Here is a 25,188-nt window from a genome sequence, read left to right on the forward strand (position 1 = left end):
GCCCGCTCCCACAGGGACCCACCGCTCTTGAGTGTTGTGGGGTACCTGTGGGAGCGGGCTTGCCCCGCGAAGAGGCCAGTAAGGAGTACCCATGTCCGAACACCACCCCGAACCCGACCTCGACTACCTCAAACGCGTGCTGCTGGAGATGCTCGCCATCCCCAGCCCCACCGGCTTCACCGACACCATCGTGCGTTACGTGGCCGAACGCCTGGATGAACTGGGCATCCCCTTCGAGCTAACGCGCCGTGGCACCATCCGCGCCACCCTCAAGGGGCGGCAAACCTCACCCGACCGCGCCGTCTCCGCGCACCTGGATACCATCGGCGCCAGCGTGCGTCAGTTGCAGGACAACGGCCGCCTGGCCCTGGCACCGGTAGGCTGCTGGTCAAGCCGTTTTGCCGAGGGCAGCCGGGTCAGTGTGTTCACCGACACCGGTGTGTTGCGTGGCAGCGTGTTGCCACTCATGGCCAGCGGGCATGCCTTCAACACCGCCATCGACCAAATGCCGGTCAGCTGGGACCACGTCGAGGTGCGCCTGGACGCCTACTGCGCGACCCGCGCCGACTGCGAAGCCCTGGGGGTATCGATCGGCGATTTCGTGGCGTTCGACCCGTTGCCGGAGTTCACCGAAAGCGGCCACATCAGTGCCCGCCACCTGGACGACAAGGCCGGTGTGGCCGCGTTGCTGGCGGCGCTCAAGGCGGTGGTGGAAAGTGGCCGACAGCCGCTGATCGACTGCCACCCGCTGTTCACCATCACCGAAGAAACCGGCTCTGGCGCCGCAGGGGCCTTGCCCTGGGACGTCAGCGAGTTCGTCGGCATCGACATTGCCCCGGTGGCGCCAGGGCAAGCCTCCAGCGAGCATGCGGTGAGCGTGGCCATGCAGGACTCCTCGGGGCCTTATGACTACCACCTGTCACGTCATCTGCTAAAACTGGCGGGCGACCACGATTTGCCGGTCAGGCGCGACCTGTTCCGCTACTACTTCAGCGACGCCCACTCAGCGGTGACGGCCGGGCATGACATCCGTACCGCGCTGGTGGCATTCGGTTGCGATGCCACGCACGGCTACGAGCGCACCCATATAGACAGCCTGGCGGCGCTCAGCCGGTTGCTGTCGGCGTACCTGCTGAGCCCACCGGTGTTTGCCAGCGACTCGCAGCCGGCCAACGCCTCACTCGAGCGTTTCAGCCATCAGCTTGAGCACGATGCGCAGATGGAGAGCGATACACGGGTGCCGGCGGTGGATAGCCTGGTTGGGAATAAAGGCTGATATTTTGGGGCCGCACAGCGGCCCCAAATTCTCGAACGTTTCGCGTAGCATGCCCACACTCAACTCCCCAGAATCGCCCACCATGCTAATCCCCTACGACCAACTGCAAGCCGAAACCCTGACCCTGCTGATCGAAGACTTCGTCACCCGCGACGGCACCGACAACGGCGACGATACCCCCCTGGAAACCCGCGTGTTGCGGGTGCGCCAGGCGTTGGCCAAGGGCCAGGCGTTCATCCTGTTTGACCCGGAAAGCCAGCAATGCCAGCTCCTGGCCAAACATGATGTGCCACGCGAGCTGCTCGACTGACGCCCTCACGCGCCACACCCCTTGCGCTCCTCCCCCTCCTTGATGCGCTTGTATACCTCGGCGCGGTGCACCGGCACCTCGCGGGGCGCACTCACCCCGAAACGCACCATCCCGTCCCGTGTCTCTACCACCATGATGCGGATGTCATCGCCAATGGTGATGACTTCGCCAACTGCGCGCCCTATTACCAGCATGATCCGATCCTCCAGCGTAAGGGAAAACCGGAGACTGCCTCGGGTACATAAGGCTACTCAATAGCTCCACGGCAATTCAGAAGCACCCTACATTCATAGGTAATTCCCCCTACAGACCGATCATCGCGCAGGGGCCTTGGCACGCATTTTCACCGCCATTTCGGCCATCTCGTCATACAGCCGCGCGGGCGCCTCGCGCTTGAGCTGCCAGGCCTGGCGCCCGGCCTCGTGCGGCAAAATCAGGAACTCGCCAGCCGCCACTTGCCGGTGGATATACTCGGCGATATCGACCGCGCTGATCGGCGAGCCTTCCAGCAGCTTGCCCACCTGGGCCTTCATGGCCGGGTTCGGCCCTCGGAACGAATCCAGCAGGTTGGTCTGGAAGAACGACGGGCACACCACATGCACCGCCACCTGCACCTGGCGCAACTCGACCAGCAGGCTTTCCGACAGGGCCAGCACACCGGCCTTGGCCACGTTGTAATTGCTCATGCCTGGGCCCTGCATCAGGGCGGCCATCGAGGCAATGTTGATGATTCGCCCCTTGCTACGCTCCAGCAACGGCAGGAAAGCCTTGCAGCCCTTGACCACCCCCATCAGGTTGACCGCGATCTGCCAGTCCCAGTCTTCAAGCGACAGTTCGGCGAAGAAACCGCCTGAGGCGACGCCAGCGTTGTTGACGACCACATCGATGCCGCCGAACCGCTCCTCGCACGCCTGGGCCAGGGCGGTAAGCTGGCTGTAGTCGCGCACATCGCAGCGCTGGGCAAACCCTTCGCCACCAACCTCACGGGCCATTTCCAGCGTCTCGCGCAGGCCTGCCTCATTGACGTCGGCCAACGCCAGGCGCCAGCCTTCGCGTGCCCAACGCAGGGCCATTTCGCGGCCCAGGCCGGACCCGGCGCCGGTAATCATGATGCGGTTTTGCATGGTGGCAGGCCTTGTTCTGATGGGTTGTCAGGCGAGTCTAATCAAGGCGTTGCCGTGAGGGAGGGTTCATCAGGGCAGTGAATGAATGGGCATGACCAAGCGGTCAGTACCGAGCAAATGGAATCTTTAGCCAAGCGCATTGGTCCGATTTAACAAGAGGCCAGCAGTCCGAGGCCCTTGACCCCTAACCACGCAAGGACTCCGCCATGACCACGATCCTCATCATCATCCTGATCCTGCTGCTGATCGGTGGCTTACCCGTCTTCCCACACTCGCGCAGTTGGGGCTATGGCCCTTCCGGCATTATCGGCGTGGTGTTGGTGATTCTGCTGGTGTTGTTGTTACTTGGCATGATTTGACTGCAGGGCATACAAAGCCAATTGCCGCTCCAGCTGCACCATGGCTTCGCACAATGCCTTCACATCGTTCTTCACACCCTCCCGTGCGAGCGGTTTTTCGTTACAGCTGCGCTCTAACCGCTCGCACAGCTCCACCACACGCTTAGCCCGGGCAATGCGCGCGCCGCCTTTGATACGATGCGCCAGCATGGCCAAAGCCGCTGGGTTTGCCATTGACTGCTCAAGCTGCTGCAGGTCCTGCAGCGTGCTGGTACGCAGGTCGGCCAGCAACGCGCGTAACGCCGGTTCATCGTTGGCCACCAGCCGTCGCATATGCACGAGGTCGAGCATCGCCGGCCGAGCACGGGCCAATGCCTGAACCAGGCTGTCCAACCCCAGGGGCTTGAACAGGCAATCATCCATGCCCGCCGCGCGGCAGCGCTGGCGCTCCACTTCGGTGGCACTGGCCGTCAGGCCGATCAGCTGGCAGCGTGGCCTGCCGCTGCGCCGTTCGTGCTCCCTGATAGCGCGGGCCAGGGCGTAACCATTGAGCCGGGGCATGTTGCAGTCGCTGATCACCCCATCGAAGTGTTCGGCCAGCCATAAGCGCAAGGCCTGGGCACCGTCTTCGGTGACCCGCACCTGGTGCCCGAGATAATCCAGCTGCTGGGCCAGCAGCAGGCGATTGGCGGGGTAATCATCGACCACCAGCAGGCGCAGCGGCATCACCGAGTACCGGGCATCATCGCCAGCGCAGGCAGGTATAGCGTGCGCGGCACTCAACTGCGGCACGCTCAGGCGCACATCCACTTCGGTGCCCTGCCCCAGCACGCTATGCAGGCGCAGGCTGCCGCCCATCATTTCGCACAAGCTGCGGCTGATGCCCAGGCCCAGGCCAGTGCTACAACGCGGTGAGTGCTGCTGGTTGCTGGCCTGGCGATACGGTTGGCCCAACTGCGACAGCTCGCCTGGGTCGATACCGACACCGGTATCGCTCACCTTCAGCGCCATCGCCAGGTAGCCATCGGCGGGGGTTGCCGACAGCGTGACGGTCACCCCGCCCTGTTCGGTAAACTTGATGGCATTGCTCAGCAGGTTGGCCAGCACCTGCTTGAAGCGCAAAGGGTCCAGCATGACCTGGGCGTCCACCTCACCCAGGGTGTGCAAGCGCAGCTCCAGGCCCTTGCCGCGTGCCTGCTGTTCAAACAACTGCAGCACCCGCACAACCTGCTCGCGCAGGCACACCCGTTGCGGGGCCATGTGCAGGTGCCCCGACTCGATGCGGGTGATGTCAAGGATGTCACCGATCAGTTCCAGCAGGCCGCGCGCCGCGTCATCGGCTACTTCCAGAGCCAGATGGTCGAGCACGCCCTGCTCGGCCTTGCGCCGGGCCAGTTCAAGCATGCCCTGCACGGCATGCAGCGGTGTGCGGATTTCATGGCTCATGGTGGTAAGGAACTGGGTCTTGGCCTGGTTCGCCGCCTCGGCCTCGCGCTTGGCCTGCTGCAGTTGCACGTGCAGGCGGCGCTGGTAGCGGATCCACAACAGGGCCAGGCCCAGTAATGAAAAGGCCGTGCCAAAGCCGAGCAGAATGCTTGCCCGATAACGTGGCCAGGCGCCATCAGCGACGATCATCGGGTTGCGCCAGCGGCGTACCAGCAGGTCGGTTTCGCGCGGCGAGAGGCTGAGCAATGCTGTGTCGAGAATCCCCTGCAGCTCCACCGCCCCGTGCGTGCTGGCCAGGGCAAAATGAGCAGGTGGCAAGGGCAGGCTGGCGCTGATTTTCAGGCGCCCTGGATACCAGCGGGCGATCAGTGGCCGGGCATCATCGAATGTCAGCACGGCAGCAGCCGCCTGACCGCGAGCCACTGCATGCAGCGCTTGGACCGGGCCGGGCACTATCAGCGGCACGACCTGCGAGTGATGCCGGGTGAGTTCTTCCTGCACCGCGCTGCCCCAAATCACTGCAAGCGATTGGCCGGCCAACTGCGCGAGGCGAGTCGGTGCCTCAGCGCTGTCACGCGTCACCAGCACCCGCGAGGCACTGAGGTAGGCCCGGCTGAAGCTCACCTGGCGTTCCAGTGCCGCACTACGCGGCACCCCGGCAATCAACTGGACCTGCCCCTGTTGCAGTTGTTCAAGCATGCGCTGCAGCTTGCCACCGGCCTGCACCTCAAACTGCAGGCCGGTACGCCGGCTGATCAGTTGCAGCACATCAAGGCTCAGGCCTCGCAGTTGCCCCTTGCCATCGGTAAAACTCAAGGGCAGCAAATGCTCATCCACCCCTACCCGGATGACCGGGTTGGCGTGCAGCCAGCGCTGCTGAGCATCAGTCAACTGCAGGGGCTCGGGCTTGTGCGCCGCGCCAGCAACCGGGCTCCAGCGTTGCTCGATACCCAGGTGCTGACGCGCGCTCAGGCCGGCCAGGGCGGCATCCACCAGGCGCGGTAGCGGCGTGTCGCCATCGAACATGGCAAAGCCGATGCCCTGCTGGGGTAAGCCCGCGTGGCCAACCTCCTCGACGCCACCCAGCTGGCTGCGGCCCAGCACGTAGCGTGCAACCAGGCCATTGCCCAGATACAGGTCGGCCTGGCCCAGCGCGAGGGTGGCCAGGGCGCTGAATGGCGAGGGGTGCAGTTGCACACGCGCCTGGGGGTATGTTTGGCGAACCTGTCGCGCGTTGCGGTAACCCTCGACCATCACCAGGTCGAAGCCCTGCGCACTGTCGACCTGCTCGCTGCTCAGCGCTTCCTGGCCCAATAGCATGGGCCAGTCCTGGGCGTAGGGCTGCGAGAGCAGCAGGCCGGCTTTCTGGGCCTGCTGGGCGGTCACCGACCCCAGCAGGTCGAGCGTGCCGTCACGCAGCGCTGCGGCCGCCTCGGTGAAGGACGCGTAGACTTGAACGCGAACGTCCAGGTTCAACTGTTCGCCCAGCAGCCCGGCATAATCGGCGGTTATGCCTTCGTAGGCATTGCCCGTACCGAGGATATCGAACGGCGGGTTGTCCCGCGCCAATACGCCCAGGCGCAACTGCCTGCGCTGCCACAACCAGCGTATGCCAGCATCGTCGGGTTCATGGCGGGGCCCGTCCAGGGTTGCCCGAGCATGCAACTGCGGGGCGGGCTGTACGGGCAACGCCAGCAGAGCACAGGGGAACCCCAGCAGAGCACAGGCCAACGCCAACAGTAAGGCACGCAGCGGCACGCGAAAACTGGGTTAGATGAGTTGATTGCGACGGGCGAAGTCCGCCAGGTCAATCAACGAACTGAGCCTGAGCTTTTCCAGCAGGCGGGTCTTGTAGGTGCTGATGGTCTTGTTGCTCAGCAGCATAGCCTCGCCGATCACTTTGTTGCTCAGGCCACGGGCCAGATACTGCAGCACCATCAGTTCGCGGTCGGTGAGGCTGGCGATGCATTGCGCCTCGCTGGTGCGCAGGTCCTGGCAATTGACCGAACTGAGCGCCACCTCGGGGAAGTAGGTATAACCCGAGAGCACTGCCCGCACGGCCTTGCTCAGTTCGCCAAGGTCATCGGTTTTCGACACATAACCCGCAGCGCCCGCCTGCAGGCAACGCAGCGAATAGGCCTCTGGCAGCAACGAAGTCAACACGATGATCTTGCCTGGGTGCTGCAAGGCTTTGAGCCGGGCGATCACTTGCAGGCCGTCGAGGTCTGGCATGGCGATATCGAGAATGATCAGGTCGGGCGCCTGCTCACGCGCCAGGCGCAGCGCATCAATGCCATTGTCGGCCTGGCCGAGTACCTCCACGCGGTCCTGACGCAGCAGCATGCAGACCGTGGCGCGGATGAAGGGATGGTCGTCAACCACGACTGCTTTGTACATGCCCCCTCCTTACTGGCAAGTGCGCCCTAGATTTCTGCATCGAAAATCACAGTGACCTTGCCGCTGTACTTTTCGCCAGCGCGGTCCAGCATGGGCCGCAGATCAGCCTGGGCCACTTCAAAATGCAGTTGGCTGGGGCCGTTGGCTGTCGGCAAAAATGCCTCGAGCCCCAATGCAGCAGCGCGCCCAGTTGGCAGCGGTTTTTTGGTGACCGACTGCCAGCCTTGATAGAGGACGCCATACGGCATAGTAATCGCCACCTTCAGGGCAACCTCCTCACCACGGCGGTTGCGAATACCGCAGCCATCGCCGACATCGAATTCACACTGTTTGTAGACTTTGAACGGGCCTGTCGACCACAGCCGCATCGACAGGTCGTTGAACAGCCGCGGCGGCACTCGCCCACCATCGAGCCAGGCGGCCCAGCCACCTGGCGGCTCCAGCACCGCGTGGTCGAAACCGAGGGGGAATTCCAGCCGAAAACTGTGCTGCACGTCGATGACGATATTGACGGTGATGTCGTTACTGTTCAGCGCAGTCACGTCATTGCCGAAGTCGAAATCGCCCCCGGCGCCTAGGGTGTAGGTGACACTGCCGCGGTAGATGCCAGGCTTGAGCCTATAAGGGGGTGGCAGGCCGAGGGTATAAACAACACTGAGTTCCGACGTGGTAACTGTTTCTCGCTGGCCCTCACCACTCCACTGAGCTCGAGTCCAGCATTCCCCCGGAGCACGCGGCATATTCCACCGCGTGAGAAATTCAGTTTGGGAGATCCACGCTCCATTCTGAACTTGGCAGTCGCCCCCTGCTCTGTACGGAGTAGCAGCAGGATTACGGTCCCTGCGGGGGCTCGCGACCCGTTGCGAAATGGTCGGAAAGTTGAGCTGAACTTGATGTGTTTCGCCAGACTGATCGTGGTAGATGTCCACCTGCTTAGGCGCTGGCGTTCTGACATAGAAGTTCTCACGCGGTACAGTCGTGACCTGGGTGAGTTTGGTGTAAGTGACAGGCAGCGTGACCGATAACTTGTTCCTGCACATGGTAGGTAAAATCGCACACGCGGAAGCTGGTGGCGTAGTGTGTTCAAACTGCGCCGAGCTCTCACCGCGATACTGCGCACTGAGCGTAACCTCCAGTGCCTGCACCGGCGCGGCGAGGACGAGCACAGCCGCCAGCCATAGCCGTCGAGCACGTAAACCTGCGGCCCTGCTCATCCTTGCACCGTCATCTGCTGGCGCCGCTCACCTTCCTGCAGCTCGAAGTGGAAGACCCGACCCTGTTCCGCCTCGAACTGCCGGGTGCGCCCCGGCAGCAAGTGGTGCTTGGTGGCCTGCTCGCACTGTCCATTCCCCGCCTGACATACACGAAAATGATCGAGCACCAAGGTGCTGTTGCCTTTGTTAACCACGGTCAACTTGCCCCCCTCAGCTTGGGCACTGGTCGCAAAGCGAGTATCAGCCGGCCGCACGAACAGTAACGAGCCATAGCCGGCCAGCAAGTTGACCCCGGCCTTCAGGCTATTGCGGTAAGCGTCTACCTCGGCCTCATCTACTGCGAAGCCGTCATTGACCTCCGGCAGTACTGGAATAAAACGCACGCGGAAATACCGCTCGCGGTCGCGCGCCCCACGGTACAACAACCGCACCGACTGCAACCCGCGCGCCGGCACGATAAGCCGTGCAGGGCTTACCACCAGGCCGCGCTGTTCCAGCGGCAGCGATTCCAGGCTGATTTCACGTGCCGTGCCCTCTTCGTCATACACCAGCTCTGCGGCGCTGACCTTGACGAAAGCGGTGGTGTCGCCACCATTGCGCACACGCTTGAGCAACGTGCTCTTGCCCGCGTCGATGTAATCGTACAGGCCGCCGATATTCAGCTCGGGCGCAGCCTGTAGTTGCAGCGGCAACAGCAATGCCATCACTACTGTGCAACAGAGACATCTGATCATCCTGACTCCTTGTTCTTCGCGAGATAGCCAAACAGTATTAGCCGTTGAAAGCACACAAAAACCGGGTCCAGAAACTTCAGTACGCTTCCCAGTGCTAATGCAGAAATTTCCTACAGCGTTTTCCCGACAAATTGCCCTCATGAGCCACTGCCCTGCCGGGAGGTACCAGCGCCGGCCAAGCTCTCGGAGCGACAGCGCTGGTCACCGGCCAACAGGACATCGCTTTCCCGGGTCAGCCGCTCAGGCTGCAGGCTCAGCAGGCAAACGGCCTGGCCAGCCAGGCGTACTTCGAGCACTGGTGTGGACTCGCTCATCTCCACGGTGAAGTAACCGTCGGCTTCGGTCACACTGCGGCTGGCGTGGTTGATCACCTGTGCACCGCTGATGCCCGCGCCGTCGTTATCGAGCAGGCGCCCGAGCACCGTGACCGTGCGCATCACCCGCAACTGGCGGTATTCAATGCCGCCGCGGTTGAGGTGGTACTCGAAACCGTTGGGCTGGATCACGGCCGATGGTGCATGGCTGTCGCGAAAGTCCACCTGCACATGGCCCGGCCGGTAGGGCATGACGGGCAGCACGTTGCGCCCGGGGCGCAAGCCTGCGCTCATGCCCTGGAAGTCGTCAGCGCGTAATTCCAGCCCGTCGATATCGGATTCCACATCGACGATCAGCCCCGCTTCGTGGGCAAGAAACTGCCCGCTGGCTGCCAGTTTGCCGGCGCCCAATGCGACCACGCTCTGCAGGTTGAGGCCGGCACTGAGCTCACCGTTGTAGGAGGAGGTCTGGCCATAAGCATCACCATTGAGCTGGCGGCTTTCGAACTGCGCATTTGCACCAATGCCTGTGCCATAGCGGTCAACACTGGCTGTGGCCCCCAGGGTGCGCAGCGCGCCGTAATCCACATCCTGCTGATAGGCGACCGAGACATTCTGATCGCGCCCGCCATCGCGCGAGGTGCGGCTGCCCAAGGTGGCGGCCAAACGCCGGCCTGGGCTACCCAGGCTCATGCTCACGCTCAGGTTGACGCCGCGATTGCGGGCCTCGCCGGTGCTGGCGGTGCCGGGGCGGTCGAAAAGCGAAAAGCGCCAGTTGGCATCCGAACCTGCCAGCTTGCCGAACTGCGTCCAACCAAGGTCGACACCCAAGCCGCTGGCCGCACCCGTGCTGTGCGACAGACGCAAGGTGGCAGTGCTACGCGAGGTCACACGGTGGCTGAGCGACAGTGACGTCTGGCTGATTTCCTCCTGGCGCGCCAGCGGGCCGCGCACGCTGTGGCTGGGGAACGTCCAGGCACGGCTATGGCTGAACACCATCGAACCTGCGTCATGGTTGAAGATACCCTGCAAGTCGTAGCCATTGCCCAGGCCCTGGGTCTGGTTGAGGTTGGCGTACAGTTTCAGGCGGTCGCGTACATCCCAGTCCAGTGACGTGGCGTACTGCATCGCCTCATCGACTTGCTGGGCCGACACGCCGACCACCGCACGCGGGTGCACCAGGTAATTGAACATGACGCCGCCGCTAAGGCTGTCATCGTGCTCGTCGTCCCAGTTGCTCAAGGCACTGGTCTGCTGGCCAAGGAAAAGGTTGTATCGCCAGCGGCTCTGGCTGTTGCCCCAATTCGAGGGCTTGTAGATGAATGCTTCGCTTCGCGACGTTTCCTGGCCGTCTTCTATCAGGCGCACTTCGACCTGATAGATGCCGCCAGGCAGCACACGGGTGTCGAGGGTCTGCAAGCCTGGCTGAACCGGCTGGCTATTGATCAGCACGCCATTGCGGTAAATCTCGGCGATGCCCTGACGATTGGGCGTGACGTAAACCGGCGTGGAACTTGCCTGGCCGCTGTCCACCAGCAAACTGTCACTGCTGCCGAACATGAGCCCCAGGGTGGTATCGGGGCTATTGCCAAGCAGGCGTGGTTGCCGGGTAAGGCCTTGGGCGCTCGGCGTAAAGTAGCCCAAGCGATAAAAATGCTCGTCGACCAGCCGCTCGGCATAGAGCTGATCCAGACGGTAGCGGGTACCCTCGCGTTGATCGCTGCCACGATCGAGCTGGGCATCAGCCAAGGTTGTCCAATTGCCCAGGCTACCCTGCCCCTGCACGGCATAGCGCCCGCTGGTTTCACTGCCATTGCTGACCAGATTGAGCTGATTTCGCAGGAGTAGGCCGTAGCTGCCGTGTTCCGGCAGGCCGTGATAGAGGCTCGCCGCCCCCTTTTGTTCGGCATCGGAGGTCAGCACGGAGAGTTGCGAATTGACCAGGCTGTAGTGAATCGCGCGCAAGCCCTCTGCGCAGTCGGCCTGGCAGTCGCCAAGCGGTCGGCCTTCTGCCAGGCGTGCCTGCCAGCGCCGACGTACGGCGACGGGCTCACGACTGTCTTGAATATCTGTGAACTCCAGCAACTGCACACGCTCATCCCGACTCAGCACCACCATGGCATCGCCCAGAAAACGGCCGTCGAGCTCGACGCGCACGGCCAGGGGCACGTCGAAAAAGTGTGCTTCAAACTCGCGAGGCAGCCCCTGGGCCTGGGCCAGTGTGCCGAGCGCTGCGGGTAATGCATCGCCTGCGGCGCTGATGGAGTACGCGCTCATGAGGGCGGCCAGCAACGCGCCGCCTGTTGAAAAAAAAGGGGAGAATTTGCTCATGACCCTGCCTGCAAGCAATGCCCTCCCCCGCCCAAGGACAGGCTTGCGGGCAGGGTTGGACACATGGGATGAAAAGGCGTGCTTTGGCGGGTAGATCAGGGTGCGGCGGTTTCGAACATCATGCTGACCAAGCCTTGGTAGTTGCCGGGGATGTAGCCCCCGGTAGCAGGCGTCTTGGCGGTAATCACGAAGTCCATGACCGCACCGGGCAGGGCCTGGGCGGCAGTCAGGATTTCATTCGGCGTGGTTTGCAGGTCGGTCTTGCCGACTTTGACGTTCAGGTCGATGGCATCCAGGCCGCTGGTGATGACGGGTGCATTCAGCAGGTAGCCTGTAATCGGCCCAACGGTGCTTTTGGCTTGCAACTGATGGCGGATCTCGCCAAAGCTGGATTTCGTCGGGTTCCAAGGCAGCTCTTGCGGATCATTCATCCAATCGCTGCCAATGGGCTCGACATAGAACGCCGCCGTTGGCACAACAGCGGTAACCAGCACCTGTTTCTCGATCGGGTCGATGGCAAAGGCAGCACCGGTAAATACCATGGCCAGAGGAAGGGCAAGTAACGAACGTTTCACGAATCTGATCTCCTTGAAAGGCTAATGCCTGCTGGGGTTTCCCGGCGAGCAAGGAGATTATTCAGCGTCGATCCGTCGAAATGACCAGGACCGTTCCGAGCGGGCTTGGGAAATTTCCCAGCGGCGTGAAAGTGCAGTCACCCAGACATGACAACGCCCCGACAGGCGGGGCGTTGTGCTCAACTGCTCAAACGTTAGTGAGAAACCGCCCCACTCGCCCCCAAGCCAGTCTGCGAACGCACAAACTGCGGGAAGAACAGCGCACGTTCATTCTCAGCCGCCTTGGACTTGTCGGTGACCGAGAAGAACCAGATACCGACGAAGGCAATCAGCATCGAGAACAGCGCCGGGTACTCGTACGGGTAGATCGCCTTCTCGTGACCGAGGATCTGCACCCAGATGGTCGGGCCAAGGATCATCAGGCCCACTGCACTCACCAGGCCCAGCCAGCCACCGATCATGGCGCCGCGGGTGGTCAGTTTCTTCCAGTACATCGAAAGCAGCAGTACCGGGAAGTTGCAGCTGGCAGCAATCGAGAATGCCAAGCCGACCATGAAGGCGATGTTCTGCTTCTCGAACAGAATCCCCAGGCCGATCGCCAGCACGCCCAGGGCGATGGTGGTGATCTTCGACACGCGGATCTCGTCCTTGTCGTTGGCCTTGCCCTTGCGCCATACACTGGCATACAGGTCATGGGACACCGCCGAGGCACCGGCCAGGGTCAGGCCAGCAACCACCGCCAGGATGGTGGCGAAGGCCACCGCCGAGATGAAGCCGAGGAACACGCTGCCACCCACGGCATTGGCCAGGTGCACCGCCGCCATGTTGTTGCCGCCCAGCAGGGCGCCTGCGGCGTCCTTGAACTCCGGGTTGGTGCTGACCAGCAGGATCGCGCCGAAGCCGATGATGAAGGTCAGGATGTAGAAGTAACCGATGAAGCCTGTGGCGTAGAGCACGCTCTTGCGCGCTTCCTTGGCGTCGCTGACGGTGAAGAAGCGCATCAGGATGTGCGGCAGGCCAGCGGTACCGAACATCAGCGCAAGGCCCAGCGAGAAGGCCGAGATCGGGTCCTTGACCAGGCCGCCCGGGCTCATGATCGCCTCGCCTTTGGCGTGCACCTTGATCGCCTCGGAGAACAGGGTGTTGAAGTCGAAGTTGACGTGCTTCATCACCATCAGCGCCATGAAGCTGGCACCGGACAGCAGCAGCACGGCCTTGATGATCTGTACCCAGGTGGTGGCGAGCATGCCGCCAAACAGGACGTACAGGCACATCAGGATGCCAACCAGGATCACCGCCACGTGGTAGTCGAGACCGAACAGCAGCTCGATCAGCTTGCCAGCGCCGACCATCTGCGCGATCAAGTAGAACGCCACCACGACCAGCGAGCCGGACGCCGACAGGGTGCGGATTTCCTTCTGCCCGAGGCGGTACGAAGCCACGTCGGCGAAGGTGTATTTGCCCAGGTTGCGCAGGCGTTCGGCGATCAGGAAGAGGATGATCGGCCAGCCGACCAGAAAACCGATCGAGTAGATCAGGCCGTCGTAGCCCGAGGTGAACACCAGAGCGGAAATACCCAGGAACGAGGCAGCCGACATGTAGTCACCGGCAATCGCCAGGCCGTTCTGGAAGCCTGTGATCTTGCCCCCGGCAGCGTAGTAGTCCGCCGCCGACTTGTTGCGTTTGGAGGCCCAGTAGGTGATGCCGAGGGTGAAGGCGACGAAGGCCACGAACATGGCGATCGCAGACACGTTAAGCGGCTGTTTCTGCACCTCGCCGGTCAGGGCATCGGCGGCCCACACGGCGGGTGCGAAAACGCCGCAGGCCAGTACGGCCAGGGCTTTGGCGTGGCGAATCATTGTTGCGCCTCCTTGAGGATGGCCTTGTTCAGCTCATCGAACTCGCCGTTGGCGCGGCGCACGTAGATGGCGGTCAGGACGAATGCCGAAACGATCAGGCCGACGCCCAGGGGAATGCCCCAGGTAATCGACGACTCAGGGCTGAGCTTGGTGCCCAGCAGATGAGGACCGTAGGCGATCAGGAGAATGAAGGCGCAGTACAGGCCGAGCATGATCGCCGAGAGAATCCAGGCGAACCGTTCGCGTTTGGTAACCAGCTCCTTGAAGCGCGGGCTGTTTTGTATCGAGAGGTAAATGCTGTCGTTCATTGTTTTTGTCCTAGCAGCACAGATAGGGGATGAAACCCACACCCTCACTTTATGCTGCCGCTGGACGCCAACCAGACGACCTTAGTCTTAGATGCAACAGTGTTTTACCGATTAAGTAACAAAGCGGGGCTGCTGTGCAGCCCTCTCGCGACACAAGGCCGCTCCTACAGGGAATTGCGTAACGCCTGTAGGAGCGGCCTTGTGTCGCGAGAGGGCCGCCAAGCGGCCCCGCTTTGGAAACACTAAATCAGTTACTTACCGGTCCACTCTTTGACCCGGTCCGGATGCTTGGCCACCCAATCCTTGGCCGCTGCTTCAGGCTTGGCACCTTCCTGAATCGCCAGCATCACCTCGCCAATCTCGTCCTTGGACTGCCAGCTGAACTTCTTGAGGAATTCCGCCACTTCCGGCGCCTTGGTCGCCAACTCTTTGCTGCCGATGCTGTTGACGGTTTCAGCCGCGCCATACACACCTTTCGGGTCTTCGAGGAACTTCAGCTTCCACTTGGCGAACATCCAGTGCGGTACCCAACCGGTCACAGCAATCGACTGCTGCTTGGCATAGGCACGGCCCAGCTCGGCCGTCATCGCGGCGCCGGAACTGGCCTGCAGCTTGTAACCCGTCAGGTCGTAGTCCTTGATGGCCTGATCGGTCTTGAGCATGACCCCTGAGCCGGCATCGATGCCAACGATCTTCTGCTTGAAGCTGGTGTCGGTCTTGAGGTCGGCGATACTCGCAGCCTTCACGTACTCAGGCACGATCAGGCCGATCTTGGCATCCTTGAAGTTGGCACCGTAATCAACCACGTTGTCCTTGTTCTTGGTCCAGTACTCGCCGTGGGTTACCGGCAGCCAGGCCGACAACATCGCATCGAGCTTGCCGGTCGCCACGCCCTGCCACATGATGCCCGTGGCCACGGCTTGCAGCTTCACGTCGTAGCCGAGTTTCTGCTTGATCACTTCGGCGGCCACGTTAGTGGTCGCCACGCTGTCGGACCAACCATCCACGTAACCAATGCTTACTTCTTTGGCCATTGCCTGTGCAGCGCTCATGGCCATTACCAGGGCGGTGCCCACACCCAGGAAACGTCGCACTTTCTTCAAAGTCGCCATCAAAGCATCCCCTCGTCAGGTCTCGGAGATTGCATCATCTTCCTGCAACAAACAGCGACCTGCTCCGTGTACGACCTGTAACCACTCATGTGCGACAGCACTGTGCCATTAGCGTCATCGGCTCACGCCAGTCTGCGCGATCCTTGCATGCCAAAGGATTGGCGCCGGGCTACTATCTACCCTTTTGCGCCTGACGATGGACCGCCCGATGCCCAGCCCTGCCCGCCTGCACCGCCCCCTGTACCTGTTAGCCTGCCTGCTTGCCCTGATTGGGCTGGGGGCGCTCTGGTACGGGCTTGGCAAGCCGGTACACCTGCCCGATGCGGCCAGCCCCACGCATAAACTGCAGTGTGCTTCGTACACACCGTTCGACAAGGATCAGTCGCCCTTCGACCAACCGTTGCGCCTGCGCCCGGCGCGCATGGACGCCGACCTGGCCTTGCTGGCTGAACGCTTTCAGTGCATTCGCACCTACTCGATGAGCGGGCTTGAGGCGATCCCGCTGCTGGCACGCAAGCATGGCCTGAAGGTGATGCTCGGCGCCTGGGTCAACGCCAACCCGGTGGACACCGAAAAGGAAGTGGACTTGCTGATCGCCGCCGCCAACGCCTACCCCGATGTGGTCAGCGCGGTGATCGTCGGCAACGAGGCGCTGCTGCGCAAGGAGGTCACCGGCACGCGCCTGGCCGGGTTGATCGCCAAGGTCAAACGCCAGGTCACGGTACCGGTCACGTATGCCGACGTCTGGGAGTTCTGGCTGCAGCATCCACAGGTGGCCCCGGAGGTCGACTTCCTGACCATTCACCTGCTGCCTTACTGGGAAGACGACCCGCGCGGCATTGACGATGCCCTGGCCCACGTCGCCGACGTGCGCCGCGTATTCGGTACGCGCTTTGCGCCCAAGGGCATTTTGATCGGCGAGACCGGCTGGCCCAGCGAAGGCCGTCAGCGGGAAACCGCCGTGCCCAGCCGCGCCAACGAAGCGCGCTTCATCCGCGGCTTCGTCAGCCTGGCCGAACACAATGGCTGGCAGTACAACCTGATCGAGGCATTCGACCAGCCTTGGAAACGCACCAGTGAAGGCGCCGTGGGCGGCTATTGGGGGCTTTACGACGCCGACCGGCAGGACAAGGGCGTGCTCGAAGGGCCGGTCAGCAACCTGCACTACTGGCCGCAGTGGCTGCTGGCCAGCGCGGCGTTGATGCTGGTTGTGCTACTGCTGGCCGGGCGCCCCGCGACTACCGTCGCGGCCCTGCTGTTGCCGGTGCTGGCGGCGTTCGGTGCGGGCTGCCTGGGGTTGTGGGGCGAGCTGATGCGCAGCCATGCACGCTTCGCCGGCGAATGGCTGTGGGCCGGGCTGCTGGTGGGGCTCAACCTGTTGGTGCTGGCCCACGCTGCGTTGGCGCTGGCACGCCGTGAAGGGTGGCGTGAGCGGCTGTTCGCCTGGCTTGAGGTGCGTGCGGGCTGGCTGTTGCTCGCGGCGGGCTTTGCGGCGGCGGTGAGCATGCTGGCGCTGGTGTTCGACCCGCGTTATCGCAGTTTCCCCACGGCTGCACTGGCGTTGCCGGCGGTGGTTTACCTGGTGCGGCCGGTGCTGGCACGACGGGCCGAAGTGGGGTTGCTGGCGTTTATCGTGGGGGCGGGGGTGGCGCCGCAGCTGTACCTGGAAGGGCTGGAGAACCAGCAAGCCTGGGGCTGGGCGGTGGTAAGTGTGTTGATGACTGCGGCGCTGTGGCGGAGTTTGAGACTGCGCACGGGTTGATATCACTGGGGCCGCTGTGCGGCCCATCGCAGCCCCTGTCAGCCGCGCTGCGGTTGCCGCACCAGGCGCAACCCCGCCAGCACCACAGCAAACACCGCGATGCTTGCGGTATACAAAACCAACGCCGGTATCGCGAACACCAGCGCCAAGCCTGCCAGCCACCAGCCAACCCGTCCTGCAACCACCTGCGCCAACAGCGCCAGGCCGAGCCCTCCCCAGGCGATCACCTGAAAGTGGATACCGAGCCCCAGCAGCGCTCTCACCTGGCACTGCCAATACGCCCCAGGCGCCGCGCACAGCCCCACCCACTGCGCATCCTCCATCAGCCCATAACGCACGCCATAGCTGGCGGCCAGCCACAAGGGCAGGAACAGCAGCAGGGCAATGACCGGCAGCGAACGAGACATCCAGTTCTCCAATAGCGGTAATCGAAATCGTGCATGATCGCCCAAGGCCTGTTCTAAGGCAAAATCACAATCCTGCAGCTATGTTGCAGATAACGAGCACAGCAAAGGCCAGCGCATCTGGCAACTTTGCCCATGCAGCCGTGGTCCTAGCTCGCACACTGCACCACCTTGTGTTTCTTTTGGGGGATTACATGCTTCGATCTTTGCGCCTCGCTGCCCTGCTCGGCGGCCTGCTCATGGCTGTGGCCGCTTCGGCGCGGGACATCGACGCCGCGAGCTATGGCTACCCCTTGACCAACCCGTTCGAGGCAACCATCGCCACCACGCCGCCAGAGCAACGCCCGACCTTGCCCAGCGACGATGAAATCAACCAGGCCGACTACAGCCTCAACCTGCGCCCCGAACGTGAATTCACCTTGCCCGACAACTTCTGGTCAGTGAAAAAGCTCAAGTACCGCCTGGCCCGCCAGGACCGCGAAGCGCCGCTCATCTTTCTAATCGCCGGCACCGGTGCGCCGTATTCGAGCAGCATCAACGAATACCTGAAAAAGCTGTACTACCAGGCCGGCTACCACGTGGTGCAACTGTCCTCGCCCACCAGCTACGACTTCATAAGTGCGGCCTCGCGCTTCGCCACACCGGGCATCAGCCAGGAAGACGCCGAAGACATGTACCGGGTGATGCAGGCCGTGCGTGCCCAGCACCCACGCCTGCCAATCAGCGACTTCTACCTCACCGGCTACAGCCTCGGCGCGCTGGACGCAGCGTTTGTCAGCCACCTGGACGAAACCCGGCGCAGCTTCAACTTCAAGCGCGTGCTGCTGCTCAACCCGCCGGTCAACCTGTACACCTCGATCAACAACCTCGACAAACTGGTGCAGACCCAGGTCAAGGGCATCGACCGCAGCACCACGTTCTACGAACTGATGCTGAGCAAGCTGACCCGTTACTTCCAGGACAAGGGCTATATCGACCTCAACGAAGCCCTGCTGTACGACTTCCAGCAGTCGCGCCAGCACCTGTCCAACGAGCAGATGGCCATGCTGATCGGCACGTCGTTCCGCTTCTCGGCCGCTGACATCGCCTTTACCTCCGACCTGATCAACCGCCGTGGCCTGATCATTCCGCCGAAGTTTCCGATCACCGAGGGCAGCAGCCTCACGCCGTTCTTCAAGCGGGCCCTGCAGTGCGACTTCGACTGCTACATGACCGAGCAGGTGATCCCCATGTGGCGCGCCCGCACCGATGGCAACAGCATCCTGCAACTGGTCAACCAGGTCAGCCTGTATGCGCTGGAAGACTACCTGCGCGACAGCCCCAAGATCGCCGTGATGCACAACGCCGACGACGTCATCCTCGGCCCGGGCGATATCGGTTTCTTGCGCAAGGTGTTCGGCGATCGCCTGACCCTTTACCCCCATGGCGGCCATTGCGGCAACCTCAATTACCGCGTCAACAGCGACGCCATGCTGGAGTTCTTCCGTGGTTAACAAACTCCTCTTCGCCACTGCCCTGCTCGTCGCTGGCAACGCCCTGGCCGCAGAGACCGCACCGCGGGCCAGCGTGATCGAGGCCGACCCGCAGGTCACCGCCGCGCCGCTGGCACCGGAGTCCGATGGCTTCCTCGACCCGCTGCGTGCGCTGAAATTCAACCCAGGCCTGGACCAACGCGAATTCGAACGTTCCACCCTGGAGGCGCTGAACGTCTACGACCCACTGGAATCGATCAACCGGCGCATCTACCACTTCAACTACCGCCTCGACCAATGGGTGCTGCTGCCGGTGGTGAGCGGCTATCAATATGTAACACCGCGTTTCGTGCGAACCGGGGTGAGCAACTTCTTCAACAACCTGGGTGATGTGCCAAACCTGTTCAACAGTGTGTTGCAACTCAAGGCCAAGCGCTCGGCAGAAATCACCGCGCGGTTGATGTTCAACACCCTGATCGGCGTAGGTGGGCTGTGGGACCCAGCCACCAAGATGGGCCTGCCCCGGCAGAGCGAAGACTTCGGCCAGACCCTGGGCTTTTACGGCGTGCCAGACGGGCCATTCCTGATGCTGCCGGTGCTGGGGCCATCGAACCTGCGCGATACCACCGGGCTGGTGGTGGATTATGCGGGCGAGCAAGCGGTCAACTTCCTGAATGTCGCCGAAGCCAGTACCGACCACCCGGAAATCTTTGCCCTGCGGGTAGTGGACAAGCGCTACACCACCAACTTCCGCTATGGCCAGCTCAACTCGCCGTTCGAGTATGAGAAGGTGCGGTATGTGTATACCCAGGCGCGTAAGCTGCAGATTGCTGAGTAAATAGCTGCCGGCCTCTTCGCGGGCAAGCCCGCTCCCACAGGGATATCATTGGGTCTGAGGGCAGTGGGGGACTTGTGGGAGCAACTGTCTTCTTGTGGAAGCTGGCCTTGCCGGCGATGGGGCGCGTAGCGCCCCAGGCCCGGCTGTGCCGGGCATCGCCAGCAAGGCTTGCTCCTACGAATGAGCTATTTGCTCCTTCCAGGGCGTTCCGGTCTTGAGCATCGCATTTAGCCTCACTATCAATACTCGCATACACGCCACCACCGATACTTTCGCGCACTTCCCCTGGGCTCGCAGTGCTTTGTAGCGCTCGCAGAAGTCCTTGTTGTGCCGTATCACCACCCAGCAGGCCATATAGAGCGCCCGCCTGACTTGTGAGCGTCCCCCCCAGATTGAACGCTTGCCCGACTGCTTGCCGCTGTCCTGGTTGAACGGCGCAACACCGACCAAGGCGGCAATTTCCTTCTTATCCACCTGGCCCAGCTCTGGCAGCAAGGCCATCAGCTTTCCGGCAGTAATCAGACCAATTCCTTTGACTTGAGTGAGCTGTTTAACCCGATCATCAGGCAAAGCTGCTGCCTGCTGTGCGATCTCTTGTTCCAGCGCTCGAATTTCACCCTTCAGATAGGCGATGTGTTGTTCCAACCGCAAACAAACACTGGGAGCCCGCGCCTGCTTCAGGCGCCGCTTGTCATCGTCGCGCTGTTGGACGAAGCGATCCCGCTGCATAAGCAGTTCGCGCAGCAAAGCCCGCTCGGGTGTCATCACCTGGCAAGGCCGTGGGGGCATAACTTCAGCCAGGTGAGCCAAAACAGCTGCGTCAATGGGATCGGTCTTGGCGCGTTTACCCATCGACTTGGCAAAGTCCCGGGCACGACTGGGATTGATCCGGCAAACCGGAAAATCGGCATCCTGCAGCGCTTTGAGGACATTGCACTCGTAGCCACCGGTAGCTTCGAGCAAGACCATTGAAATTGCATACTCGCCAAGCTTTTCGACGAGCAGTTGGAATCCCTTCAAGTCATTGGAAACACTGAAGTTCACCCCCTCAGGACGGATGTGAACAGCAAGTGTGGCACTGGAAACATCGATGCCGACAGAGGAAGACATGGCCAAACCCTCTTAAACTCAAGGAGTGAGAGCGCTTTGGCTTGGCCCACGCTTGTGATTCGAGATTACGCCCCTCATCCAACTGTTCGGGCTCTCGCCAAAGTGGAACGGTGAATGGCAGCTTTTGCTCCCACACGTGCTCTGGGCACCTCGGGCTATCAGCTTGCCATTCACCGCTCTCACTTCAGATTCTATTCCCTCTCCAAGACACAAGCGGGCTTGCCCGCGAAGAGGCCAGCACAGGTGGGCTCAAATCCCCAGAAACTGCTCCAGCTCCCGCCGCTTGACCAGAGCATCGCGCCGCCCCAGCTCGATCAGCTCACTGCAATAACTCGCCTCGAACAGCAGATAGCTCAACACCCCCGCCCCACTGGTCCGCGTCGCCCCCGGCCCGCGCAAGAACAACCGCAACGCCGCCGGCAATTCACGCCGGTGGCGTGCCGCGATTTCGTCCAGCGGCTGGCTGGGCGCCACCACCAGGACGTCCACCGGCGCCAGCCCCAAGCGCCGTGCATCGAGGTGGGCAGGCAGCAAATGGCTCAGGTGATTGAGGCGCTGGAGCAGCTCGATGTCATCCTCCAGGCTGTCGATAAAGGTGCTGTTGAGCATGTGCCCACCGATCTGCGCCAGGCTCGGCTGCTGCCCACTGAACACACGCTGGGTTGGCAAAGGTGGCGATGGCCGCTGCGGGTTGCCGCTGACCCCGACCACCAGCACCCGGCTGGCCCCCAAGTGCAACGCCGGGCTGATCGGTGCCGACTGGCGAACCGCGCCATCACCGTAGTATTCATCACCCAGCCTGACCGGCGCGAACAACAGCGGGATCGCCGCACTGGCCAGCAGGTGATCGATGGTCAACGGCGTGGGTACGCCGATACGGCGGTGGCGCAACCAGGCTTCAATGGTGCCGCGGCCCTGGTAGAAGGTCACAGCCTGCCCGGACTCGTAGCCGAATGCAGTCACCGCGACGGCGCGCAGTTGTTCGGTGGCCAGGGCGTGGCCGATGCCATCCAGGTCCAGGTGCGCCTGCAGCAGGCCGCGCAAGGGGCTGCTGTCGAGCAGCGCCACTGGCGCGTGGCCACCCAGGCCCAGCAGGCTATGGCTGACGAAGCGGCTGGCCTGGCGTATCACCCCCGGCCAGTCGCTGCGCAGCACCAGGTGGCTGCGAAAGTTCTGCCAGAACGCAGTGAGGTTGCGCACGGTTTCAGTGAAGCGGGTAGCGCCGCTGGCGAGGGTGACCGCATTGATGGCGCCGGCCGACGTGCCGACAATGACCGGAAAGGGGTTGGGTGCGCCGGGTGGCAGCAACTCGGCAATGCCGGCCAATACGCCGACCTGATAGGCGGCACGGGCGCCGCCGCCAGAGAGAATCAGGCCAGTTACTGGGGCGGGTGCCATGTATTGCTCCCTGGGTTATCGGCTGTCAGGCCCGCCCTCTTCGCGGGGCAAGCCCGCGCCCACAGGATCTCTAAAATGCCAGAAACCAGTGGAAATCCTGTGGGAGCGGGCTTGCCCCGCGAAGAGGCCAGTACTAACAACACACAAATATCAGCGCTTCTTCTTGTCATACAGCCTAGGCGCCCCCTCGGGCCGTGACTTGAAGCGCCGGTGCGCCCACAGGTACTGCTCGGGGCACTCACGCAACACGCCTTCGATCCACTGGTTGATGCGCAGGCAATCCGCCTCTTCGCTTTCCCCAGGGAAGTCCGCCAGCGGCGGATGGATCACCAAACGATAGCCGCTGCCATCCTCCAGGCGCTTCTGCGTGAAGGGGATGACCTGCGCCTTGCCCAGGCGGGCAAACTTGGTGGTGGCCGTCACGGTCGCCGCCGGGATGCCGAACAGCGGTACGAACAGGCTCTGCTTGGCGCCGTAATCCTGGTCGGGCGCATACCAGATCGCCCGGCCGGAACGCAGCAACTTGAGCATGCCGCGCACGTCTTCGCGTTCCACCGCCAGCGAGTCGAGGTTATGCCGCTCACGGCCGCTGCGCTGGATGAAGTCGAACAGCGGGTTGCCGTGCTCGCGGTACATGCCATCGATGGTGTGTTGCTGGCCCAGCAACGCGGCGCCGATTTCCAGGGTGGTGAAGTGCACGGCCATCAGAATCGCGCCCTGCCCCGCCTGCTGGGCGGCCTGCAGGTGCTCAAGGCCCTCGATATGGGCCAGGCGCGCAAGCCTGGCCTTGGGCCACCACCAGCTCATGGCCATTTCGAAGAAGGCGATACCGGTGGAGGCGAAGTTGGCCTTCAACAAACGCTGCCGTTCGTCGACAGACAGTTCCGGGAAGCACAGTTCCAGGTTGCGTGCGGCAATGCGTCGACGCTCACCGGCCACCCGGTACATCAGCGCGCCCAGGACGGTGCCGAGCCACAACAGGGCCCGGTACGGCAGCTGGACCACCAGCCACAACAGGCCCAGGCCCAGCCACAGGCCCCAGAATCGTGGGTGGAGGAAATAGGGACGAAAACGCGGGCGTTCCATTGAAGCTTCCGGAAAGACAAAGGCCGCGCATTCTACAACGGATCAGCGCATGTTGCGGGCAACGGGTGTTCTCGTTATAAGTCAGGGCACTTTTCTCGCAACAAGCCGTCTATGCAGACCATGAGCCCAAACCAGACCCCCGACACCGCCTCCGTGTTCCAGCTCAAGGGCAGCATGCTCGCCATCACAGTGCTGGAACTGGCGCGCAATGACCTTGAAGCCCTCGACCGCCAATTGGCGGCCAAAGTCGCCCAGGCACCCAACTTCTTCAGCAACACGCCGCTGGTGCTGGCGCTGGACAAACTGCCGGCCAGTGAAGGCGCGATCGACCTGCCCGGCCTGATGCGTATCTGCCGCCATCACGGCCTGCGTACCCTGGCAATCCGCGCCAACCGCATCGAAGACATCGCGGCGGCGATCGCCATCGACCTGCCGGTACTGCCGCCGTCTGGCGCCCGCGAGCGCCCGCTGGAGCCGGAACCCGAGGTGAAAAAGCCCGAGCCAGCCCCGGCGCCCGCACTTGAGCCTGAAATCCGCCCGACCCGCATCATCACAGCGCCCGTGCGTGGTGGCCAACAGATCTATGCTCAGGGTGGCGACCTGGTGGTGACCGCTTCGGTCAGCCCGGGGGCGGAACTTCTGGCCGATGGCAACATCCATGTGTACGGCGCCATGCGTGGCCGCGCCCTGGCGGGCATCAAAGGCAACACCAAAGCGCGCATTTTCTGCCAGCAAATGACTGCCGAAATGGTCTCGATCGCTGGCCAGTACAAGGTCTGCGAAGACCTGCGCCGCGACCCGCTGTGGGGCTCCGGCGTGCAAGTCAGCTTGTCTGGTGACGTGTTGAACATCACCCGTCTTTAACGGATACTTGCCGTCATTTTTAGAGCAACTTTTTTACCTGTTGCCGTTTTTTTGCATATTGCTGGGACATCTGTCCCGACTTATTTAGGGGTGAAACACCTTGGCCAAGATTCTCGTCGTTACTTCCGGCAAGGGGGGTGTGGGCAAGACCACCACCAGCGCCGCCATCGGCACCGGCCTCGCACTGCGCGGCCACAAGACAGTCATCGTCGACTTCGACGTCGGCCTGCGTAACCTCGACCTGATCATGGGCTGCGAGCGCCGCGTGGTGTATGACTTCGTCAACGTGGTCAATGGCGAAGCCAACCTGCAGCAAGCCCTGATCAAGGACAAGCGCCTCGAGAATCTGTACGTTTTGGCCGCCAGCCAGACCCGTGACAAAGACGCACTGACCCTGGAAGGCGTCGAAAAAGTGCTGATGGAACTCAAGAATGACTTCGAGTACGTCATCTGCGACTCCCCGGCCGGTATCGAGAAAGGCGCGCACCTGGCGATGTATTTCGCCGACGAAGCCATCGTCGTGACCAACCCTGAAGTTTCCTCGGTACGTGACTCGGACCGCATGCTGGGCATTCTGTCGAGCAAGTCGCGCCGTTCCGAGAAAGGCGAGGAGCCGATCAAGGAACACCTGCTGATCACCCGTTACCACCCTGAACGCGTCGAGAAAGGCGAGATGCTGAGCATCGACGACGTCACCGACATCCTCGCGATCAAGCTCAAGGGCGTGATCCCCGAGTCCCAGGCAGTGCTCAAGGCGTCCAACCAGGGCATCCCGGTCATCCTCGACGACCAGAGCGATGCCGGCCAGGCCTATAGCGACACCGTCGACCGTCTGCTGGGCAAAGACAAGCCCCTGCGGTTCATTGAAGTGCCGAAGCAAGGATTCTTCGCGCGCCTGTTTGGAGGCAAGTAAACC

General features: G+C 62.4%; 23 protein-coding genes. 8 read left to right on the forward strand and 15 right to left on the reverse strand.

What is annotated here, in order from left to right; genetic code table 11:
• Window positions 1–91: 91 nt before the first annotated feature.
• A complete protein-coding gene (locus OGV19_RS17270; RefSeq protein WP_264309864.1) occupies window positions 92–1,276 on the forward strand; it encodes an osmoprotectant NAGGN system M42 family peptidase in 1,185 nt (394 codons plus the stop codon).
• 82 nt (window positions 1,277–1,358) lie between these two features.
• Entirely contained in the window at window positions 1,359–1,586 is a 228-nt protein-coding gene (locus tag OGV19_RS17275; protein ID WP_016501031.1) for a YheU family protein, read from the forward strand.
• A gap of 5 nt (window positions 1,587–1,591) precedes the next feature.
• Here the strand turns inward: OGV19_RS17275 and csrA are convergent, their stop codons facing one another.
• Both csrA and OGV19_RS17285 read right to left on the reverse strand, forming a co-directional pair.
• On the reverse strand, window positions 1,592–1,780 hold the full coding sequence (gene csrA / locus OGV19_RS17280) for a carbon storage regulator CsrA (protein ID WP_264309865.1): 189 nt from the start codon (window positions 1,778–1,780) through the stop codon (window positions 1,592–1,594).
• A 120-nt stretch (window positions 1,781–1,900) separates the two neighbouring features.
• The gene (locus OGV19_RS17285; protein WP_264309866.1) at window positions 1,901–2,710 is read right to left on the reverse strand and encodes an SDR family oxidoreductase; all 810 of its coding nucleotides are present in this window, start codon (window positions 2,708–2,710) and stop codon (window positions 1,901–1,903) included.
• Window positions 2,711–2,916: 206 nt separating this feature from the next.
• Here OGV19_RS17285 and OGV19_RS17290 point away from each other — a divergent pair, with 206 nt between their 5' ends.
• Window positions 2,917–3,069: a DUF3309 family protein gene (locus OGV19_RS17290; protein ID WP_003252624.1), complete on the forward strand. Its 153-nt coding sequence runs from the start codon at window positions 2,917–2,919 to the stop codon at window positions 3,067–3,069.
• On the opposite strand, the gene OGV19_RS17295 is transcribed toward OGV19_RS17290, so the two are convergent.
• The 9 genes from OGV19_RS17295 to OGV19_RS17335 form a co-directional block, all read right to left on the reverse strand.
• Window positions 3,052–6,252: a transporter substrate-binding domain-containing protein gene (locus tag OGV19_RS17295; protein WP_264309867.1), complete on the reverse strand. Its 3,201-nt coding sequence runs from the start codon at window positions 6,250–6,252 to the stop codon at window positions 3,052–3,054. The genes OGV19_RS17290 and OGV19_RS17295 overlap by 18 nt on opposite strands.
• Before the next feature lie 12 nt (window positions 6,253–6,264).
• Window positions 6,265–6,891: a response regulator transcription factor gene (locus OGV19_RS17300; protein WP_264309868.1), complete on the reverse strand. Its 627-nt coding sequence runs from the start codon at window positions 6,889–6,891 to the stop codon at window positions 6,265–6,267.
• Between the two features lie 26 nt (window positions 6,892–6,917).
• Window positions 6,918–8,105, reverse strand: coding sequence for a hypothetical protein (locus OGV19_RS17305; RefSeq protein WP_264309869.1), 1,188 nt, complete (start codon window positions 8,103–8,105; stop codon window positions 6,918–6,920).
• Window positions 8,102–8,839 carry a molecular chaperone gene (locus tag OGV19_RS17310; protein ID WP_264309870.1) on the reverse strand — a complete coding sequence of 246 codons (738 nt, stop codon included), beginning with the start codon at window positions 8,837–8,839 and terminating at the stop codon, window positions 8,102–8,104. The genes OGV19_RS17305 and OGV19_RS17310 overlap by 4 nt, the downstream gene beginning before the upstream one ends.
• Window positions 8,840–8,976: 137 nt before the next feature.
• Complete coding sequence (locus OGV19_RS17315) at window positions 8,977–11,430, reverse strand: CS1-pili formation C-terminal domain-containing protein (RefSeq protein ID WP_264309871.1); 2,454 nt, start codon at window positions 11,428–11,430, stop codon at window positions 8,977–8,979.
• Window positions 11,431–11,579: 149 nt separating this feature from the next.
• Window positions 11,580–12,059: a CS1 type fimbrial major subunit gene (locus tag OGV19_RS17320; protein ID WP_264309872.1), complete on the reverse strand. Its 480-nt coding sequence runs from the start codon at window positions 12,057–12,059 to the stop codon at window positions 11,580–11,582.
• A 194-nt stretch (window positions 12,060–12,253) separates the two neighbouring features.
• Entirely contained in the window at window positions 12,254–13,918 is a 1,665-nt protein-coding gene (locus OGV19_RS17325; RefSeq protein WP_264309873.1) for a cation acetate symporter, read from the reverse strand.
• Window positions 13,915–14,226 (reverse strand): DUF485 domain-containing protein, encoded by a 312-nt coding sequence (locus OGV19_RS17330; RefSeq protein ID WP_264309874.1) that lies wholly within the window; start codon window positions 14,224–14,226, stop codon window positions 13,915–13,917. Before OGV19_RS17330 ends, OGV19_RS17325 begins: the two co-directional genes overlap by 4 nt.
• 251 nt (window positions 14,227–14,477) lie before the next feature.
• Window positions 14,478–15,338, reverse strand: coding sequence for a glycine betaine ABC transporter substrate-binding protein (locus tag OGV19_RS17335; protein ID WP_264309875.1), 861 nt, complete (start codon window positions 15,336–15,338; stop codon window positions 14,478–14,480).
• 196 nt (window positions 15,339–15,534) lie between these two features.
• Here OGV19_RS17335 and OGV19_RS17340 point away from each other — a divergent pair, with 196 nt between their 5' ends.
• Window positions 15,535–17,100: a glycoside hydrolase family 17 protein gene (locus OGV19_RS17340; RefSeq protein WP_264309876.1), complete on the forward strand. Its 1,566-nt coding sequence runs from the start codon at window positions 15,535–15,537 to the stop codon at window positions 17,098–17,100.
• A 38-nt stretch (window positions 17,101–17,138) separates the two neighbouring features.
• On the opposite strand, the gene OGV19_RS17345 is transcribed toward OGV19_RS17340, so the two are convergent.
• The gene (locus OGV19_RS17345) at window positions 17,139–17,507 is read right to left on the reverse strand and encodes a hypothetical protein (protein WP_264309877.1); all 369 of its coding nucleotides are present in this window, start codon (window positions 17,505–17,507) and stop codon (window positions 17,139–17,141) included.
• 191 nt (window positions 17,508–17,698) lie between these two features.
• Between OGV19_RS17345 and OGV19_RS17350 the strand changes: the two genes are divergently transcribed.
• Together OGV19_RS17350 and OGV19_RS17355 are read left to right on the forward strand one after the other, a co-directional pair.
• Entirely contained in the window at window positions 17,699–18,997 is a 1,299-nt protein-coding gene (locus OGV19_RS17350) for a lipid asymmetry maintenance lipase MlaY (RefSeq protein ID WP_264309878.1), read from the forward strand.
• A gap of 73 nt (window positions 18,998–19,070) precedes the next feature.
• Entirely contained in the window at window positions 19,071–19,814 is a 744-nt protein-coding gene (locus OGV19_RS17355; protein ID WP_413470141.1) for an MlaA family lipoprotein, read from the forward strand.
• 174 nt (window positions 19,815–19,988) lie between these two features.
• On the opposite strand, the gene OGV19_RS17360 is transcribed toward OGV19_RS17355, so the two are convergent.
• The 3 genes from OGV19_RS17360 to OGV19_RS17370 all read right to left on the reverse strand — a co-directional run bounded on the left by OGV19_RS17360 (window position 19,989) and on the right by OGV19_RS17370 (window position 23,408).
• Complete coding sequence (locus OGV19_RS17360; RefSeq protein WP_264309880.1) at window positions 19,989–20,924, reverse strand: IS110 family transposase; 936 nt, start codon at window positions 20,922–20,924, stop codon at window positions 19,989–19,991.
• A gap of 249 nt (window positions 20,925–21,173) precedes the next feature.
• Window positions 21,174–22,322 carry a patatin-like phospholipase family protein gene (locus tag OGV19_RS17365; protein ID WP_264309881.1) on the reverse strand — a complete coding sequence of 383 codons (1,149 nt, stop codon included), beginning with the start codon at window positions 22,320–22,322 and terminating at the stop codon, window positions 21,174–21,176.
• Window positions 22,323–22,472: 150 nt separating this feature from the next.
• A complete protein-coding gene (locus OGV19_RS17370) occupies window positions 22,473–23,408 on the reverse strand; it encodes a lipid A biosynthesis lauroyl acyltransferase (protein WP_264309882.1) in 936 nt (311 codons plus the stop codon).
• Window positions 23,409–23,519: 111 nt separating this feature from the next.
• On the opposite strand from OGV19_RS17370, the gene minC reads away from it, so the two are divergent.
• On the forward strand, window positions 23,520–24,272 hold the full coding sequence (gene minC, locus OGV19_RS17375; RefSeq protein WP_264309883.1) for a septum site-determining protein MinC: 753 nt from the start codon (window positions 23,520–23,522) through the stop codon (window positions 24,270–24,272).
• A 100-nt stretch (window positions 24,273–24,372) separates the two neighbouring features.
• Complete coding sequence (gene minD, locus OGV19_RS17380; protein ID WP_264309884.1) at window positions 24,373–25,185, forward strand: septum site-determining protein MinD; 813 nt, start codon at window positions 24,373–24,375, stop codon at window positions 25,183–25,185.
• The last annotated feature ends 3 nt before the right edge of the window (window positions 25,186–25,188 follow it).

This window comes from Pseudomonas putida, from assembly GCF_025905425.1.
Taxonomy (GTDB): domain Bacteria; phylum Pseudomonadota; class Gammaproteobacteria; order Pseudomonadales; family Pseudomonadaceae; genus Aquipseudomonas; species Aquipseudomonas putida_AF.